The following is a 16,020-nucleotide window of genomic DNA, read 5'->3' on the forward strand; positions in this document are numbered from 1 at the left end:
ATTTAAAAAAATAGGATTTATTATGTCTAATTCAAATATCATGAAAGGTACTGTTAAGTGGTTTAACGAAGCTAAAGGTTTCGGTTTTATCCAACCAGAATCAGGACCAGACGTTTTTGCTCATTTTAGCGAAATCACTAGCTCAGGTTTCAAAACTCTTGCTGAAGGTCAACGTGTTGAATTCAGTGTTGCACAAGGCCAAAAAGGCCCAAATGCTGTAAATATTGTTGCTCTATAAATAATTATAAGCACTAATAAATAAAAGCACTAATGGGTGCTTTTATTTTGGTTTTAAAATAATTTTAAAGTTTTTTTAAGATTATAAGTAAATTTTAATTTAGGATATAAATTGTTAAAAATAAATGACTTAATTGCAAAATCTAAAAATGGTACAGAAATTCTAGTGTCTTTAATTCCTCTAAATAGAATACAAAATACACGTGATGGTTTTAAAACTGTTGAAGTTGGAAAAAGAGTTCTCCTTTCATCAGGAGTTGAAGTTGATTTAAATTTAGATGGGCGTACCTTTTATGCCTCTATAAATCAACTATTTAAATTAAATGATAGAGTTTGTTAAAAAACTCAACTTGTTATTGGATATTTAGGTAGATCCATTATTTCTGCCATAATTTTATAAGGATATCGTAATGCTTAAACAAAATATCAGTGTTAAAGACCAGTTTGGAAGTAAATACTTCATTCAGGCAACAGTAGATAGTAATTTCGCTAATACTCAATGTTTTTCTAATTTAAAATACATTACAGTTGAAGGCGAAGATATACGACCAAGTTTTGAAATGTTTTTTCAAAGCACCTTAAGTGGTAAAATTTTTAAAATTGATAAAATAAATTAATTTATCAAGGTAATACATTTAACGCGGTAGGATAGATTCTTTTCAAAAATAGAAAATCCTCATCGCGCTAGGGCACGTTGCAAACACTTAGTTAAACAATAACTTTAATAATAAAGCGTAGGTGGTGAAAGCCACACTAGCGTATTCCTACTTCACAAAACCCACATGTCTCTAAAATTCCAACCTTTATAAACCCCTCTTAAACAATCACTTATTGATTATTTAACCTTGCTTTTTAATGATCTAATTTAAAGCAAATGTCATTTTGTGTGCTTGACTGCAACAAATGCGAAGCTTATCCTTTGCCTGCTGGCTTACATTGCCAGCCGGCTTTGACAGGCTGAATATTATCTCCCGCATCAGAGCCTTTCCTTCTGAGGAATAGCCTTGTGTGGTGTACCACTCGTTCCCTCCCGTAGCGGTAGGACGGGAGAGGGACACCTTCGGGTGTGCTAGTTTGAGATAATACTAGTCTGTCAACCTTCTTCCGTTCTGCCACCATAATTCTAAATGTCTGGCAGAACTCCCAATAAAAAGGAGTTGGCTTTGCACATTCTTAATTTCTTGGCAGCCTTTGCCAAAAGCTATAACGACACAACTTAAATTTTTAAAGCAGTTTGATCATCTAAAGATTTTCAGGCTTTAAATCATTTCGTCTAAAAACTTAGTTCAACAATAAAACTTGAGATGTGCCACGCACAGTCTTTACGGCTTTGCTATGCCTTTTTTTCTCCCAAAAAGCATCTCACTTAGAAACAACAAGAATTTATAACGGTAAAACGATGCCAAATTTAGTTCTCGCAACGCGTGCTATAGAAGTTGTTAATACATCCATTTATTTGTTTCACCATCACGGATTTCATACCGTTGGAATCGACCGAATTGTGAAAGAGTCAAAAATTCCAAAAGCGACTTTTTATAACTACTTCCACTCTAAAGAGCGGTTTATTGAAATCTGTTTGATTGTGCAAAAAGAGCGTTTAAAAGAAAAAGTGATTTCAATTGCTAACGAAGCGAACCGCACCAACGTAACTGATCAATTAAAGAAACTTTATTTCTTACATACTGATTTAGAAGGGCCGTACTATTTATTATTTAAAGCAATTTTTGAAACGAAACTGACCTATCCGAAAGCCTATCAAGTCGCAGTGAGATATAGAACATGGCTAATTAATGAAATTTATAGCCAGCTTAGAACACTCAAAAACGATGTGACTTTTCAAGATGCTAAACTATTTTTATATATGATTGAGGGCGCAATTATTCAGTTTTTAAGCTCGGATGTGGCAATCGAGCGGGAAAGGGTATTGGACTGTTTCTTGAAAGGAGGGATTTAACGTTCATAAAACAATTTAATATTTTATCGTTCCGCTAATGTTTAAATGTTCAGTGATAAAACGAATTTAGTTCAGTTAAATCTGATAGTCACATAAAAAATTATAACTATCAGATTTAAACGAAAACACACAAGAAATGAAATCTATGCAGGCAATTCTTTTTTGCTATGAATTTATTAAACAATCGTAAGAACGTCTGTTACAGGCTTACGTATTTTTTGTGCCCAATTATTGATTGTTGAATAACCCACAGCAACAATCATGACAGGCAATTCATTCGCAGTAAGTTCAAAGTCTTGAGATACTTGTTTTGCATCAAATCCACCCATTGCACAAGTTCCTAAACCCATTTCTTGTGCAGCGAGTATTAAGGTCATGGCTGCTAAAGATGCAGAACGAATGGCTTCATCGCGTTGTAATATAGCGTTATCTTGATAAGCATTAGTCGCTTGTTTTACCCAGCTATCAATAACGTTATGTCCCATAATATTATTTTCTAGGGATGGCTGAAGTGCGTTATGCAGTTGATGATGTGCATCAAATGTCCCGCAGATTATGAAATTTACAGAAGCATCAGTAATTTTATCTTGTCCAAAAGCTGCTGCTTTCAATAATTGTTTTGATGCTTCAGAGCGTACCGCTATAAAACGCCAATTTTGTAAATTATAAGCCGAGGGAGCCTTGGTTGCTAATTCGACTAATAACTTGATGGTATCTTCATCTAACGAGCGATTTGGCTGAAAGTTATTAATTGATGTGCGAGTTTCAATAGCGTGTTGTATAGAGATATTCATATAAGCCTCAGAAAAGAAAAATAATTTTAAAGTTAATCATTAATTACGGCGTGCACTTGTCCATTGCACTACGAACACACTAATAAGCACGATAACTAATCCTAAAAGGGCAGTTCCTGAAATTGACTGTGATAATAAAGTCCAACCCAGTACCACCGCAGTAAGAGGACTAAGTAGCCCAAGAGATGCAACTGCCACACTTGGCAGACGAATTATGCCTCTAAACCAAAGTACATAAGCCACTAAAGCACCCGCTAAGCTCAAGTAAGCGTAAGAAATATATTGCACAGGTTTTAAAGTAGGGAGAGGCGCGTCTACCATCCAAGCAATAGGGAGAAGAATTAACCCCCCAATCACAAGCTGCCAGCCAGTAAGAGCAAGTAACGGCATATCTAATTTCCAGCGAGATGTGAGCCATACACCACACGCCATGCATATAGCACCTAATAAGGCAGTTAAGATTCCAATCGGTTCAAAAACGGTGTTAGGCGATAACAGCAAGAGTGCCATTCCAAACATCCCGATCACAGCTGACCAGAGTGTAGCTCTAAGTGGTGACCGACCATCTATTACCCAAGCTAATACCATTACCAATAAAGGCTGGATGGCACCAAGTACAGCAGCTAATCCACCTGGTAAACGATAGGCAGCGACAAATAAAAAAGCTTGAAAAAGCCCGATGTTGAGCACCCCCAATATGATTAAACGCCACCAATCATTTTTAGCAGGCATGCGGCGAGTAAATAACAATAAAAGTAAACCTGCTGGTAATACTCGTATCAGTGCTGAGGTAAAAGGGCGGTCTGATGGTAAAAGTTCTGATGTCACAATATAGGTGGAACCCCAAATAATAGGAGCTAATGCAGTGAGTACAATATCGAACCCACGTGAAGCTGGAATAGTCGTTGACATATATTTGCCATTTATCTTCAATTCAAGATATTATTATGTTGTCATGCCAATTAGCTTGAAGTCAAGATAAATGAAAAAACAGAACGATAGTCTGCAAAAAGATGAAGTTGATAAAATTTTAGAACAATGGGCGAAAGAGCGACCGGATCTTGATGCCAGTCCTATGGGGCCTATTGGTCGCATTAAACGATGCGCTACTCTCATAGAACGGCTGTTGGAATCTAACTTTTCAACCTTTGACCTGAGTCTTTGGGAGTTCGATATGTTGGCTACGCTTAGACGTTCGGGATCCCCATATAGACTAAGTCCAACTGAATTGTTTTCAGCATTAATGATTACTTCGGGAACAATGACACATCGTTTAAAGAAACTGGAGCAGAGGAACCTTATTGAACGTATAGATAACGAAGAAGATGCCCGCAGTATGCTTGTGCAACTTACAAGCCATGGATTGGAGTTAATCAATAAGGCAGTGGAAGCACATGTAGAGAATGAACGTCTTATACTTTCAGTACTGTCTAGTAATGAAATAGATAATATCAATGCCTCTTTGTCAGTACTGCTCCAATCTTTAGAAGCATCTACAAAAAAGGGTAGGTAAAATATTAAGAAAGAGATGCTTTTAATTTAACTGCATCAGCCTAACTGATGCAGTTAAATTAAAAAAAATTAAGAAATTTCTAAAATTTTTTGAGCGATATATAAATCTTGGATCGATAGCCCTGAACTATCATAAATTGTGATTTGTTCCAGAGACTGCCTACCTTGAGCGTTTGCTAAGAGCACATCACCTATATTTATTAAAGTTACAGACTCAGGAGCATGTTGAAATTCACCAATGAGTTTAGACTGAACATCAAGATCACAAAATAAACCACTATGTGAAAATAACTTTGGCGGAAGTTCTTGTTTGCCTTGTTTATCTGAACCCATAGATGAAATATGAGTACCAGCTTTAACCCATTCTGCTTTGAAAAGAGGAACGTGGGAGGACGTTGCTGTCACAATAATATCGGCTTGCTCACAGGCTTCTTTTGCACTCATAATTTGAAGCTTAACACCTACGTGTTTGAGGTCTTCTGCCATTTGTTCAGCTTTACTTTGGTCGCGTCCTACTATCAAAATCTGTTCGAAATTTCTAATTCTCGCTAAAGCCTCACATTCATATTTGGCCTGATTCCCTGTACCAAATATCGCTAATACTTTTGAATCTTTTCTTGCAAGTACATGGGTAGCAACTGCATTAGAAGCGGCTGTACGGAAAGCATTTACTTTGCCTGCTTCGATAGCTGCTGCCATTTTTCCATTGGCTTGATTAAATAATAAAATGAGCGCGTTATGTCGAGGCAAACCATTTTTAGGGTTGTCTTCCCAAAAAGAACCAACTTTAAGACCAGCTAAATGCTCAGTCGCCGATGACTTAATACTAAAGGTATTTCTGCTATCGGACCCTTGACCATGGACTACAGGAAAAGTTTGAGTGTCCGGTTGAGTTGCAGCAATTAAAGCTTGGTAAATGGCGTCATAAGCCAGTTCATGATTGATGAGAGCAGAAGATTCCGACTCAGAAATAAATCTCATCACCATCTCCAAAAGTTTATTTAAATTAAGACACGAATAAGTCGAGGGGCCTGCGTATGTGATGTCTATCTATGACGTTTTAGCTGACATCATAGATAGACATTGACTTTTATTAAGCTGATAAAAACTCTACATATTTAGCAATATCGACATTGCCGCCACTAATGATGATGCCTATACGTTTGCCTTTTAACTCACGTTTTAAATTACGTGCAGCGGCAAATCCGAGACATCCAGTCGGTTCAACCACCATTTTCATTCTTTCAGCAAAGAACTTCATACAACTAATGAGTTCTTCGTCTTCTACTGTCAAAATGTCATCTACATTCTTTTGAATAATAGGAAATGTTAATTTGCCTACACTTTGAAGTTGAGCACCATCGGCAATTGTTTTAGGTATATCAATCTGAACAATTTCTCCTTTTCTAAAAGACATTTGTCCATCATTTCCTAGAGCAGGTTCAACACCATATATTTTACAGTTCGGAGAGAGCTTGCGAGCAGATAAAGAAGAACCTGCCAATAAACCACCACCACCTAAACCTACAAATAGGTAATCTAATTCGCCAACCTCTTCAAATAGCTCTTTTGCAACCGTTCCTTGACCTGCAATTACATGTGGATGGTCATAAGATGGAATGAGTGTCAGGCCATTTTTTTCCGCAATTTCTTTACCACGTTGTTCGCGACTTTCTGTATAGCGGTCATATTCAACAATATTGCCGCCGTATTCTCGCGTTGCTGCCATTTTTGCAGCAGGCGCATCTTTAGGCATGATGATGGTTGCTGGAATACCAAGAATTTTTGATGCCAGCGCAATAGATTGAGCATGATTCCCCGAAGAGAAAGCAACCACACCAGCTTTTTTTTGAGCCTCATTGAATTGCAAAAGTGCATTCATAGCACCACGAAATTTGAAAGCACCAATACGCTGAAAATTCTCACATTTAAAGAGTAATTCTGCTTCAAATTCATTGTTAACCGTACGTGAAGTTAAAACAGGGGTTTTATTTGCAAAACCTTTTATACGTTTAGCAGCGGCTGCGATATCTTCATAAGTGGGAAGGGTTAAATTTTTCATAATTAAACCTAATTCTATTCAGTGTTTTCGGATGCAAGATTTCGTATTGCTCAAGGAACGCACAATATATTGACCTTGTTTAGATAAAATATATATATTTAGATAAAATGTCTAATTTTATTTTCTAATGTGATAACAATGAGATATAAGATTTTGATTTACATTAAGTTTAAAATTAGATAAAAAGTCTAAATTGCTGCTTGCATACTTGACGCTAGGGTTTGAAGTAGCCAGTAAGTCATTTGGAGAAAATAAATTGGGAAATCGCGATAAACATTTACTCACTCAACTAGATACAATCGCAAAGGGATTAAGTGAAACGTTATCTCCTTTTTGTGAAGTTGTGGTCCATGACTTAACAAATCCTGAACATGCCATACTCTCAATACACAATAATTTATCTGGTCGAAAAATTGGAGATCCAGCAACTGAGTTAGGGCTGGCTAGAATCATGTCACCAGAATTTCCAAATCTGATTTCAAATTATGCAAACCAGTTTGCTGATGGTCGTCCCGCAAAAAGCACATCTATTGGGATTAAAGATGAAGAGGGCCAATATGTGGCTGCTTTATGTATGAATATTGATTTAACCCTATTTAGAGGAATGCAAAGTGCTTTAGAACATTTCACTAAAATTGAAACGAATAACGTTATTGAAAATTTGGAACCGAATGGTGCTGAAGCTATTCGAAAATATATTGATCAATTTGCCTCAAAACATGCCACTACACCGCGTATGTTAAAACTCAATGAGCGAAAACAATTAATATATGAGTTAAAGAATAATGGGTTATTAGAAATTAAAAAGGCTGTCGAGACAGTTGCGCAGCATTTAGGTATATCAAGAGCAAGTGCTTATTTGTATGTAAAGGAAAATTAAAAGATTTTACATAATTTATGAGATTGAACATAGTGTTTTTTGAACTTGGTATTGCGTAACCTTTGTGCTTTTTTTAAAGGTTACTCTGCCAGTTTTTCTGTTTTATAAGTTGTATCTTATTTATCAAAAAACAACTTGTTTATTAAGCATGACTCATTTAAATAAATACATAGGAACACAACACATCTCTGTTGCTTTATGAGGAGGTCGTTATTTGAAGTTATTTATAATTATATTTATTGCAATTTTTTCTAGTATTGGACTGATTTGTTTAATTGCTCTACTCAAAAATCTAAAAAACTATTCGCCATCTCGCGAGCATGATCATTCATCTTCTTCAACACATCATTTTCACGATAATAGTCCTAGTCATCATCATAGCTCTAGTTATTCAAATGATTGTTCATCATCTTCAGATTCAGGTAGCTGTGATAGCGGCGGCGGTGGAGATTAAAAAAAGCCCTTTTATGCAAAGGGCTTTTAATGATTTAAGGTAAATCGAACCAGATAAATTGACTATCTTCAGTTGCCTGAATCGTCGCTTTACCTTCAAATACGAAAGCATCGCCTGCTTTGACTTCTTGATCACCAATGTGAACTACACCTGAAATCACGTGAACATAGTTCACTTTTTTAACTGGCTCAACATTTAACTCACGTCCTTTTTCCAATACAGCCGACTTTATTTCTGTATTTTGACGAATATGCATCGGTGCATTTGCATCAGGCCCTGCAATTAAATGCCATTTATTTGGATCATTACGTGGGTCAAGATTAATTTGCTGGTAATTTGGCTCTGCATCTCTTACGTTTGGAATAATCCAGATTTGTAATAAATGTACAGGCGTATCAGTGTTGTTGATTTCACTGTGGGCAACACCTGTGCCAGCGCTCATTAACTGCCATTCACCTGCTTTAATCTGGCCTTCATTTCCCATCGTGTCGCGGTGTGAAATTGCACCATCGAGCACACAGGTTAAGATTTCCATATTGTCATGCGAGTGCGTACCGAAACCATTATGCGCATCAATTCTGTCGTCATTAATGACTCGTAAAGCACTGACACCCATATATTTAGGGTTATACCAGCTACCAAATGAAAAGCTATGATAAGACTCTAACCAACCCGCTTTTACATGACCTCGATCTTTACCACGATGTAGATAAGCATTCATGATCTAATCTCCCAAATTTTTTATTTATCTCTTGAGAAATATATTAACGTTCTATAGAAGCCAGAAAAATAGGCTAACTGCAACATGTCGTTGCATAATTGATATGGTTGTAAAGTTTTTTATTGATCAATATTTTTAGGAATAAAAAAACCTGCCATGAAGGCAGGTCTTTTAAAGAATATATTAATTACTCAAGGAATTTAACAGTTACGCCAGAACGTACTTTATTTCCTAAATCATTAGCATCCCAGTTTGTTAAACGGATACAACCGTGTGATGCAGTTTTAGAAATTAAAGATGGATTTGGAGTTCCGTGAATACCAAAAGATTTTTTACTTAAACCAATCCAGATATTACCTACAGGAGCATTTGGGCCAGGTGGTAAAGAAAGAGGTTTTAAGTTTTTACCTTGTACGAAGTTCGAAGGTGAATAGCTGTACCAAGGGTTACGTGCCACACCAACTACCTTGTAAGTACCGGCCGGAGAAGGCGTATCAGTACTGCCAATTGTTGCAGGAAATGAGGCAATCATTTGGTTCCGACTATTGAAGAGATACAATTGTTTTGCACCTTTATGGGCAATAATCAAATGAATATCTTCTGGTAAATCATTGCGCACGTTAGGAACAATGATTTTTTCACCCACTTTTTTGAATGTCGCAGTTGGGTTTAATTTCTTTAAGAAACCTTCATCAATATGAAACTTCTCACCCAACATTTCGGTCACACGTGTGTAGTACAAACCTTTCATTTTAGCTTGTAATGCGTAGTCAGAAGGAATTGACTCAGCATATGGACCTTTTAAGTCAGCATCAGAAATCGTGTATTCAATAAATGCTGGCTTGTTTTGTTTCGCAACCAATGCATCCCAAGTTTCTTTGGTCAGATCACCAGTAGCTGATAAACCATTCATTTGTTGGAATGAAGAAATTGCTTTTAATGTATTTTTACCACTCATGCCGTCAATTGCACCTGGCGATGCATGTGCATTATTGAGCATTACATGGGCACGCGCATAAACTGGAAGTTGGCCTTTACTAATATTTTCAGACCATTCTGCCGAGTTTAAGCTATCTAAAGTCCATGATGCAGCGGTTGTCGCAGGAGCCGTAGACGCAGCAGTGCTTTTAGCAACAGCTGGAGTAGACGCCGCGATGCCTGATTCAGCATTTGGGTCTTCAGTTTTTTGCAAATTTTGTAATGTTGTTGACGCTCGATTTAAGTCATTTTGTTCTTGAGCGGTAATTTGTGTCGAAGCTTGAGCTTTTACAGTTGAAGCTGCATCTACTGCTAAAGGATCAATCGGATCTTCCACAGGAGCTGATACCTTTTTAGGGTTCAGGGGTTGCTCAGTTGTTGAAGCAGCAAAAGCAACATTAGCAATAATACAACTTAAACTCATAGCGAGTAATGAGCGAACAAACATGTAATTCAACCTTAAGAATTTTCATATAAGCAATAGGGGAATTGATCTAATCTCAAAGTGCAGAAAATTACCAATAACTCATTTCTATGAGCCCAAGATTGGCAATTTAGTGATTAAAAGAATATCCAATGACCCCAATGTAACATGTTGCAAGTATTGCAGAAAACCCCACGGCTTGCAGTAGACTTTTGTGTAAATATGCATTTTTTAGTAGATTGACGAGTTTTTTGTGTGAAATTGAAATTATAAAAATGTCTCTGTTTTTGATATGATGCTGCCACATAAAGAAGATAGAGATTGGTAATGACGACTTTGAAAAATGATCGTTTCCTCCGTGCTTTGTTACGCGAACCTGTAGATACCACCCCAGTGTGGATGATGCGTCAAGCAGGGCGTTATTTGCCTGAATATCGTGAAACACGTTCAAAAGCAGGCGATTTCCTATCTTTATGTAAAAATACAGATTTTGCCTGTGAAGTGACTTTACAACCTTTGCGTCGCTACGACTTAGATGCAGCAATTTTATTTTCAGATATTTTAACTATTCCAGATGCACTGGGTTTAGGGCTTTATTTTGAAACTGGAGAAGGTCCTAAGTTTCAAAAGACTGTACGTACTGAGCAAGATGTCGCAAATTTACCAAAGTTAAATGCAAAATCAGATCTTGATTATGTAATGAATGCGGTAAGCACGATTCGTTCTGCTTTAGGTGGCCAAGTTCCACTGATTGGTTTTTCTGGCAGCCCTTGGACCCTAGCAACTTACATGGTTGAAGGCGGTTCAAGTAAAGAATTCCGTTATACCAAGCAGATGATGTACGCTCAACCAGAAGTTTTACATGCTTTGCTTGATCATTTAGCAGACTCAGTCATTGACTATTTAAATGCTCAAATTGATGCAGGTGCCCAAGCCATCCAGATCTTTGATAGCTGGGGCGGGGCATTAGCACATCGTGAATATCTCGAATTCTCTTTAAACTACATGAATAAAATCATTGCAGGTTTACAACGTGAGAAAGATGGTCGACGTATTCCTATCATTGTGTTCACTAAAGGTGGCGGACAATGGTTAGAGCCAATGATGACTACAGGTGCAGATGCTTTAGGTTTAGATTGGACGACACCATTAAATACGGCTCGAACTACAGTGGCTGGACGTGTCGCTTTACAAGGGAATCTTGATCCGGCTGTTTTATACGGTTCGGCTGCTTCAATTGAAAAAGCAGTGAAAGCAATGTTGGACGATGCCTACGCAAATGGTGAAAAGACGGGTTACATTGCTAACTTGGGCCATGGGATTACTCAATGGGTAGACCCTGCGCAACCAAAAATCTTTGTAGATACAGTGCATGAGTATAGTGCTAAATATCTAGGATAGTTTTTGTGCAATATCTAATTTTACCGTTTCAATTTATCGGCAAGGCTGTCTCGGCAGCCTTGTTTGGTATTTTGCTTTTAATTGCTTTTGCTTTAACAGCACCGATGGGAAGCCATGAATATATGGGGTTCTATCGTTATGATTATTTACTGACATATGCACTTTTAATCCAGATTTGCTTACTCTATTTAAAACTGGAGTCATGGGCAGAAGCCAAGGTCATTGCTTTATTTCACGTCATGGCAATGTTCATGGAAATATTCCTAACACATCCTGCGATTGCATCGTGGCAATATCCACAGCCCGCCGTATTTAAAATTTTAACTGTGCCTCTATTTGCTGGCTTCATGTATTCGGCCGTAGGTAGTTTTTTTGCACGCTCAATACGACTGTTTCAAGTGTCTTTTGAAAAACTTCCAAGTTTTGCAACTATGCTATTACTGGCATTTTTCTCATATATAAATTTTATGAGTAAATTTTTTGTTCCCGATATTCGCTATATTTTATTTGCGATTAGTATTTTTATTTTCTGGAAAACAAAACTTTATTTTCAGTTAAATGAACATAAATTCAAAATCCCGATGTTACCTGTGCTGTTTACACTCGCGTTTCTGATCTGGATTGCTGAAAATATAAGTACATTTTATAAAATCTGGCTTTATCCAAGTCAGGTCGATGCTTGGCATATGGTCGGTTGGGGCAAGCTAGGGTCGTGGTATTTATTATTAATTTTAAGTCTGGTGCTTGTGCTTAAAATATTAGGCAACAGAGATGATCAAGGTAACTGGAATTTAAGATAATTTTTCTTTTGCACTTTTTATCATATTGTTTATTTTTTAATTGCTAAATCACAACCTTCTCGTTATCTTTAATATCGTGTAATAAGAATTACACATAACAATACAACACATAAGAAACAATCAATAATGATTTTTGGAGATTTACATCTATGTTAAAAAAATTAGCTTTAGCTGCTTTATTAGCAGCTGGTTCAAGTGTTGCAATGGCTGACAACGATGTGGGCTGTGGTGCAGGTACACAAATATGGGCTGGTAAAAAAGGAGTAGCGCCTAAAATTCTTGCTGCAACAACAAACGGTATTTTTACTAACCAATTATTAGGGATCACTTTCGGTACTTTAGGCTGCCGTCAAGGCGGGACAGTAACAGCGCAAGTTGTAACATTCACAAATGAAAATGCAGAAGCTTTAGCACGTGATATGGCAGTAGGCCAAGGTGAAAGCCTGAATGTACTTGCTGAGTTAATGCAAATTAAACCTCAAGATAAAGACCGTTTCTTTAAAGTTTCAAAAGCAAACTTTGGTGAAATCTACTCTGCAAATAACCAAAATACCCTTCAAGTTTTAGCGTCACTACAAACTGTAATGGCTAAAGACGACGTTTTAAAAGCTTACGTATAAGTTTGAAACTGAAAACCCTGTCGTATGGCAGGGTTTTTCTTATATTTAATGATAAAAATTGATGAGCTTAATGAAGTCAGTTGTTTTAGTTTTTGCCTCTTTGGCAGTGAATACTGCATATTCAGCAGATATAAATCCATTTATTCAAAAATATTGGTCAATTGCCGAACAGAAAAACTTAGATCAAGACATTACATGGCAAAGGCTCATGTATGCCAATAAAGACCATAAAAGTGATGTTACTTATTCTGGCTATTTCATGTCGGAAAATGGGAAAAATAATTTAAAAGAAGAACTAAAAGCTGACATCTCGGCATTATTTATGCCTGCTCAAGATAATCAGTCGATTCGCTGTAAATTTCCAGCACGCAGTCAATGGCTCATACAAAAAGTAGGCATTCAAGAAAGTGAATTGCCTCAAGTGAAGTGTTCAGAATTTGAAAACTGGATTGGACAGATTAAGCCTCATAAAGCGACATTAATTTATGCGACAGATTTTATGGGCAATCCGAGCTCCATGTTTGGGCATACTTTATTGCGTTTAGACCCCAAAGATCAGCAACAATTAAATTTAGTTTCCTATGCAGTAAATTATGCAGCAACTGTGGCTGGAAACGACAACTGGTCATATGCATGGAAAGGCTTAACAGGGCAATATCCGGGTGAATATTCACTTATGCCTTATTATCGTAAGGTAAAAGAGTATGGCGATTTTGAAAGCCGTGACTTATGGGAATACGAGCTAAATTTAACACCTGAAGAAACACGGTTTTTAGTAAGCCATATTTGGGAAATGCAGCATGTGAGCTTTCCTTATTACTTTGTGAGTGATAACTGTGCCTATCGATTGTTAGGGTTGGTTGATTTAGTAAAACCTGAGTCTCACCTGCAAGAGAAATTCACTCATGCTTCTATCCCGATGGAAACCATTAAATCGATACAGCAGCAAGGGTTAACCAAAGCTCCTGTATATCGACCTGCTCTAGAAACTCAGCTATTGGCCCAAGCTCATCAGCATGGCGCATCTTTGGCGAAGGTAGCTCATCAAATTGCGATGATGCCCACTCAACAGTCTTCTCAGATTTTAAAATCATTTAGTGAGCAAGATCAGGCTAAGATTTTAGAGATGGCTTATGATGATTTATATCTTCAATTTACGAGCCGTAAAATAGAAGAAAGCATTGCTCAGCTGCAGTTGCGTCAACTTTTAGCGCTAAGAAGTCAGATTGATTTAGACAAACAGCGTCAAGAACCTAAAAGACCAGCAAAAGAGCCGACTCAAGGTCACAATGCCCGTAATATTTCAGTCAAAGCAGGCGAGGTTCAAGGAGACAAGTTTATCGAACTTGGTCATCGTCAAGCCTATCATGACTTGATAGATCCTCAAGGAGGATACCGCGCAGGCACTCAATTACTCTTTTTAAATGGTAATGCACAGTGGCGAGATGACCATTTAAAGCTAGAACGTCTTGATCTGCTAGAAGTAAATTCTTATAACCCGATTCAACCTTTTAAAACACCGCTGAGTTGGGGATTTGATTTGGGTTGGCGTCAGGAAGCGATTCATGATGGTACTTTTAGTGAAGAAAAACAGCATGGCGTAGCGAATTTTAACGCTCAGGTCGGATATAGTTTTGCCGACTATGAGCGCAAACATATTTGCTATGGGCAACTACAAACCTACCTACAAGCAGGTTCAAATCTAGATAAAGGATGGCGCGTGGGAATGGGCCCGACTTTAGGTTGTATGAATCAGTGGTTTGAAAAATTTAACTCTGTCGTGCAAATTGAATTGCCCTATTGGGAAGACCAAAACCAATGGAATTTGAGAGTAAATACTCAGTGGCAATATGTGATTAATAGTAATAATACCGTTCGATTAAACTGGGATTATGAACAACAAAATCATCGAGACTGGATGAAATCAAGTCTAGGATATGTTTGGTTCTTTTAAATAGCATTACGAATAAAAAAAGGGAAAAATGAATGAAATCATTTCTCCCTTTTTTGTTTTAGCAAAAGATTATTTCTTTATTGCATTCAATACTGCATACGCTGCTTTAATGCGTTCTTCATTGGGAATACGTTTATTGGTTAACATGACTAAACCAATATTTTCTTTAGGAATAAAGACAACATATGTTCCAAAGCCGTTAGTTGAACCAGTTTTGTGGTAAATCTTGACTGAAGGTTCTTTTGAAAGGGCAGTCACTTTATTAGGCTTCATCACGATTTGTTCTGAATTACTGTCTAATAAAGTTTGTAAAGGTGCTGGATAAGAGAATTCTTCCCAACCCAATGCTTGATACATAGTACCTACTTGATAGAAACCTTTATGTGTTTCATTAATCGCGTGTTGAATATCTGCCGGATATTTTTGTGGATTTAGATTGGCCTTAACGAAACTCAGCATATCAGGTAAGGTCGATTTAACACCGTACGCAGGTGCATCTAGCGGGCCGGGGTTAACTCGAATCGGCTGATTTTCTTGGTTATAGCCAAAAGCATAGTTTTGCATTTGAGTTTTAGGCACATTTACATAGCTATGTTTTAAGCCAAGATCTGGAAAAATAGTTTTTTCTAAGACTTGGTCGAAAGGTTTATTCATAGACAAAGCAACAACTTTTCCAAATAAACCAATGCTTGGATTTGAATATTGTCGATATTCACCGATTGAGTTTTTAGGCTTCCAGTCTTTGAAAAAAGTTAAAACTTGCTGATCTGTTTGGACTTCATCTGGAAACTGTAAGCCAAGGTTGCCACTTGTATAAGTAGCAAGTTGAAGTAAATTAATTTGGTCAATCGGTGTGTTTTTTAATTCTTTCCAATATTTTCCAGGTGTGTCTTTAAAAGAAATTGTTCCTTTTGTTTTGGCATATCCACCTGCTGTAGCGGTAAATAATTTACTAACAGAACCTAGCTCAAAAATGGTACTGCTATTTACGGCTTTTTTATCTTGAACGGATTGTAGACCATAATACATTTCATAGTTTTTATTATTTTGAATGACGCCAACAGCCATTCCGGGCACATCATATTTTTCTAATAATGGTTTAAAGTTTTGATCAACCAGTTTTTTAATTTCTTGCTCTTTTGGTGAATTACCCGCATAAATTGAGGTATTAAAAATAAAAAGAGGGGGTAAAAGTAAGCAGGAAATTTTGTTAAATCGCATTATTCACT

18 protein-coding genes are annotated in these 16,020 nt (G+C 37.1%); 11 read left to right on the forward strand and 7 right to left on the reverse strand.

The genetic code is table 11. The features are described from left to right. Window positions 1–22: 22 nt before the first annotated feature. From F935_RS02570 to F935_RS02590, 4 genes are all read left to right on the forward strand, one after another. Window positions 23–238 (forward strand): cold-shock protein, encoded by a 216-nt coding sequence (locus F935_RS02570; RefSeq protein ID WP_016137473.1) that lies wholly within the window; start codon window positions 23–25, stop codon window positions 236–238. Between the two features lie 111 nt (window positions 239–349). After that, complete coding sequence (locus F935_RS02575) at window positions 350–577, forward strand: hypothetical protein (RefSeq protein WP_016137474.1); 228 nt, start codon at window positions 350–352, stop codon at window positions 575–577. A 70-nt stretch (window positions 578–647) separates the two neighbouring features. Next, window positions 648–854 carry a hypothetical protein gene (locus tag F935_RS02580; RefSeq protein WP_016137475.1) on the forward strand — a complete coding sequence of 69 codons (207 nt, stop codon included), beginning with the start codon at window positions 648–650 and terminating at the stop codon, window positions 852–854. 782 nt (window positions 855–1,636) lie between these two features. Next, on the forward strand, window positions 1,637–2,191 hold the full coding sequence (locus F935_RS02590) for a TetR/AcrR family transcriptional regulator (protein WP_016137476.1): 555 nt from the start codon (window positions 1,637–1,639) through the stop codon (window positions 2,189–2,191). 176 nt (window positions 2,192–2,367) lie between these two features. Here F935_RS02590 and F935_RS02595 read toward each other — a convergent pair whose 3' ends face one another. Then, entirely contained in the window at window positions 2,368–2,985 is a 618-nt protein-coding gene (locus F935_RS02595; RefSeq protein WP_016137477.1) for a nitroreductase family protein, read from the reverse strand. Window positions 2,986–3,024: 39 nt separating this feature from the next. Continuing rightward, window positions 3,025–3,897: an EamA family transporter gene (locus F935_RS02600; RefSeq protein WP_016137478.1), complete on the reverse strand. Its 873-nt coding sequence runs from the start codon at window positions 3,895–3,897 to the stop codon at window positions 3,025–3,027. A 70-nt stretch (window positions 3,898–3,967) separates the two neighbouring features. On the opposite strand from F935_RS02600, the gene F935_RS02605 reads away from it, so the two are divergent. Next, window positions 3,968–4,498, forward strand: a complete 531-nt coding sequence (locus F935_RS02605; protein WP_016137479.1) for a MarR family winged helix-turn-helix transcriptional regulator — start codon at window positions 3,968–3,970, stop codon at window positions 4,496–4,498. Between the two features lie 68 nt (window positions 4,499–4,566). On the opposite strand, the gene F935_RS02610 is transcribed toward F935_RS02605, so the two are convergent. Together F935_RS02610 and F935_RS02615 are read right to left on the reverse strand one after the other, a co-directional pair. Next, window positions 4,567–5,478, reverse strand: coding sequence for an ornithine cyclodeaminase family protein (locus F935_RS02610; RefSeq protein ID WP_016137480.1), 912 nt, complete (start codon window positions 5,476–5,478; stop codon window positions 4,567–4,569). 112 nt (window positions 5,479–5,590) lie between these two features. Then, window positions 5,591–6,559, reverse strand: coding sequence for a threo-3-hydroxy-L-aspartate ammonia-lyase (locus tag F935_RS02615; protein ID WP_016137481.1), 969 nt, complete (start codon window positions 6,557–6,559; stop codon window positions 5,591–5,593). A gap of 256 nt (window positions 6,560–6,815) precedes the next feature. On the opposite strand from F935_RS02615, the gene F935_RS02620 reads away from it, so the two are divergent. Further along, entirely contained in the window at window positions 6,816–7,439 is a 624-nt protein-coding gene (locus F935_RS02620) for a helix-turn-helix transcriptional regulator (protein WP_016137482.1), read from the forward strand. Between the two features lie 214 nt (window positions 7,440–7,653). Beyond that, entirely contained in the window at window positions 7,654–7,893 is a 240-nt protein-coding gene (locus F935_RS19185) for a hypothetical protein (protein ID WP_080645515.1), read from the forward strand. 34 nt (window positions 7,894–7,927) lie between these two features. Here F935_RS19185 and F935_RS02630 read toward each other — a convergent pair whose 3' ends face one another. Together F935_RS02630 and F935_RS02635 are read right to left on the reverse strand one after the other, a co-directional pair. Next, window positions 7,928–8,614: a pirin family protein gene (locus tag F935_RS02630; RefSeq protein WP_016137483.1), complete on the reverse strand. Its 687-nt coding sequence runs from the start codon at window positions 8,612–8,614 to the stop codon at window positions 7,928–7,930. A 187-nt stretch (window positions 8,615–8,801) separates the two neighbouring features. Beyond that, a complete protein-coding gene (locus tag F935_RS02635) occupies window positions 8,802–10,040 on the reverse strand; it encodes a L,D-transpeptidase family protein (protein ID WP_016137484.1) in 1,239 nt (412 codons plus the stop codon). Window positions 10,041–10,343: 303 nt separating this feature from the next. On the opposite strand from F935_RS02635, the gene hemE reads away from it, so the two are divergent. The 4 genes from hemE (at window position 10,344) to F935_RS02655 (ending at window position 14,791) form a co-directional block, all read left to right on the forward strand. Beyond that, window positions 10,344–11,417: a uroporphyrinogen decarboxylase gene (gene hemE, locus F935_RS02640; RefSeq protein ID WP_016137485.1), complete on the forward strand. Its 1,074-nt coding sequence runs from the start codon at window positions 10,344–10,346 to the stop codon at window positions 11,415–11,417. A gap of 5 nt (window positions 11,418–11,422) precedes the next feature. Next, window positions 11,423–12,217: a DUF817 family protein gene (locus F935_RS02645; protein ID WP_016137486.1), complete on the forward strand. Its 795-nt coding sequence runs from the start codon at window positions 11,423–11,425 to the stop codon at window positions 12,215–12,217. A 149-nt stretch (window positions 12,218–12,366) separates the two neighbouring features. Further along, a complete protein-coding gene (locus tag F935_RS02650) occupies window positions 12,367–12,837 on the forward strand; it encodes a DUF3015 family protein (protein ID WP_005307224.1) in 471 nt (156 codons plus the stop codon). A gap of 61 nt (window positions 12,838–12,898) precedes the next feature. Further along, on the forward strand, window positions 12,899–14,791 hold the full coding sequence (locus F935_RS02655) for an Lnb N-terminal periplasmic domain-containing protein (protein WP_080645516.1): 1,893 nt from the start codon (window positions 12,899–12,901) through the stop codon (window positions 14,789–14,791). Between the two features lie 69 nt (window positions 14,792–14,860). Here the strand turns inward: F935_RS02655 and F935_RS02660 are convergent, their stop codons facing one another. Then, a complete protein-coding gene (locus tag F935_RS02660) occupies window positions 14,861–16,012 on the reverse strand; it encodes an extended-spectrum class C beta-lactamase ADC-136 (RefSeq protein ID WP_016137488.1) in 1,152 nt (383 codons plus the stop codon). Between the last annotated feature and the right edge of the window lie 8 nt (window positions 16,013–16,020).

Source organism: Acinetobacter calcoaceticus ANC 3811, from assembly GCF_000399665.1.
Lineage (GTDB): Bacteria > Pseudomonadota > Gammaproteobacteria > Pseudomonadales > Moraxellaceae > Acinetobacter > Acinetobacter calcoaceticus_B.

Excerpts from the sequence above, each read along its gene's own strand:
- F935_RS02570 (WP_016137473.1), top strand. The coding sequence starts at position 23 with ATGTCTAATTCAAATATCATGAAAGGTACTGTTAAGTGGTTTAACGAA.
- F935_RS02580 (WP_016137475.1), top strand. The coding sequence starts at position 648 with ATGCTTAAACAAAATATCAGTGTTAAAGACCAGTTTGGAAGTAAATAC.
- F935_RS02590 (WP_016137476.1), top strand. The coding sequence starts at position 1,637 with ATGCCAAATTTAGTTCTCGCAACGCGTGCTATAGAAGTTGTTAATACA.
- F935_RS02595 (WP_016137477.1), bottom strand. The coding sequence starts at position 2,985 with ATGAATATCTCTATACAACACGCTATTGAAACTCGCACATCAATTAAT.
- F935_RS02600 (WP_016137478.1), bottom strand. The coding sequence starts at position 3,897 with ATGTCAACGACTATTCCAGCTTCACGTGGGTTCGATATTGTACTCACT.
- F935_RS02605 (WP_016137479.1), top strand. The coding sequence starts at position 3,968 with ATGAAAAAACAGAACGATAGTCTGCAAAAAGATGAAGTTGATAAAATT.
- F935_RS02610 (WP_016137480.1), bottom strand. The coding sequence starts at position 5,478 with ATGAGATTTATTTCTGAGTCGGAATCTTCTGCTCTCATCAATCATGAA.
- F935_RS02615 (WP_016137481.1), bottom strand. The coding sequence starts at position 6,559 with ATGAAAAATTTAACCCTTCCCACTTATGAAGATATCGCAGCCGCTGCT.
- F935_RS02630 (WP_016137483.1), bottom strand. The coding sequence starts at position 8,614 with ATGAATGCTTATCTACATCGTGGTAAAGATCGAGGTCATGTAAAAGCG.
- F935_RS02635 (WP_016137484.1), bottom strand. The coding sequence starts at position 10,040 with ATGTTTGTTCGCTCATTACTCGCTATGAGTTTAAGTTGTATTATTGCT.
- hemE (WP_016137485.1), top strand. The coding sequence starts at position 10,344 with ATGACGACTTTGAAAAATGATCGTTTCCTCCGTGCTTTGTTACGCGAA.
- F935_RS02650 (WP_005307224.1), top strand. The coding sequence starts at position 12,367 with ATGTTAAAAAAATTAGCTTTAGCTGCTTTATTAGCAGCTGGTTCAAGT.
- F935_RS02655 (WP_080645516.1), top strand. The coding sequence starts at position 12,899 with ATGAGCTTAATGAAGTCAGTTGTTTTAGTTTTTGCCTCTTTGGCAGTG.
- F935_RS02660 (WP_016137488.1), bottom strand. The coding sequence starts at position 16,012 with ATGCGATTTAACAAAATTTCCTGCTTACTTTTACCCCCTCTTTTTATT.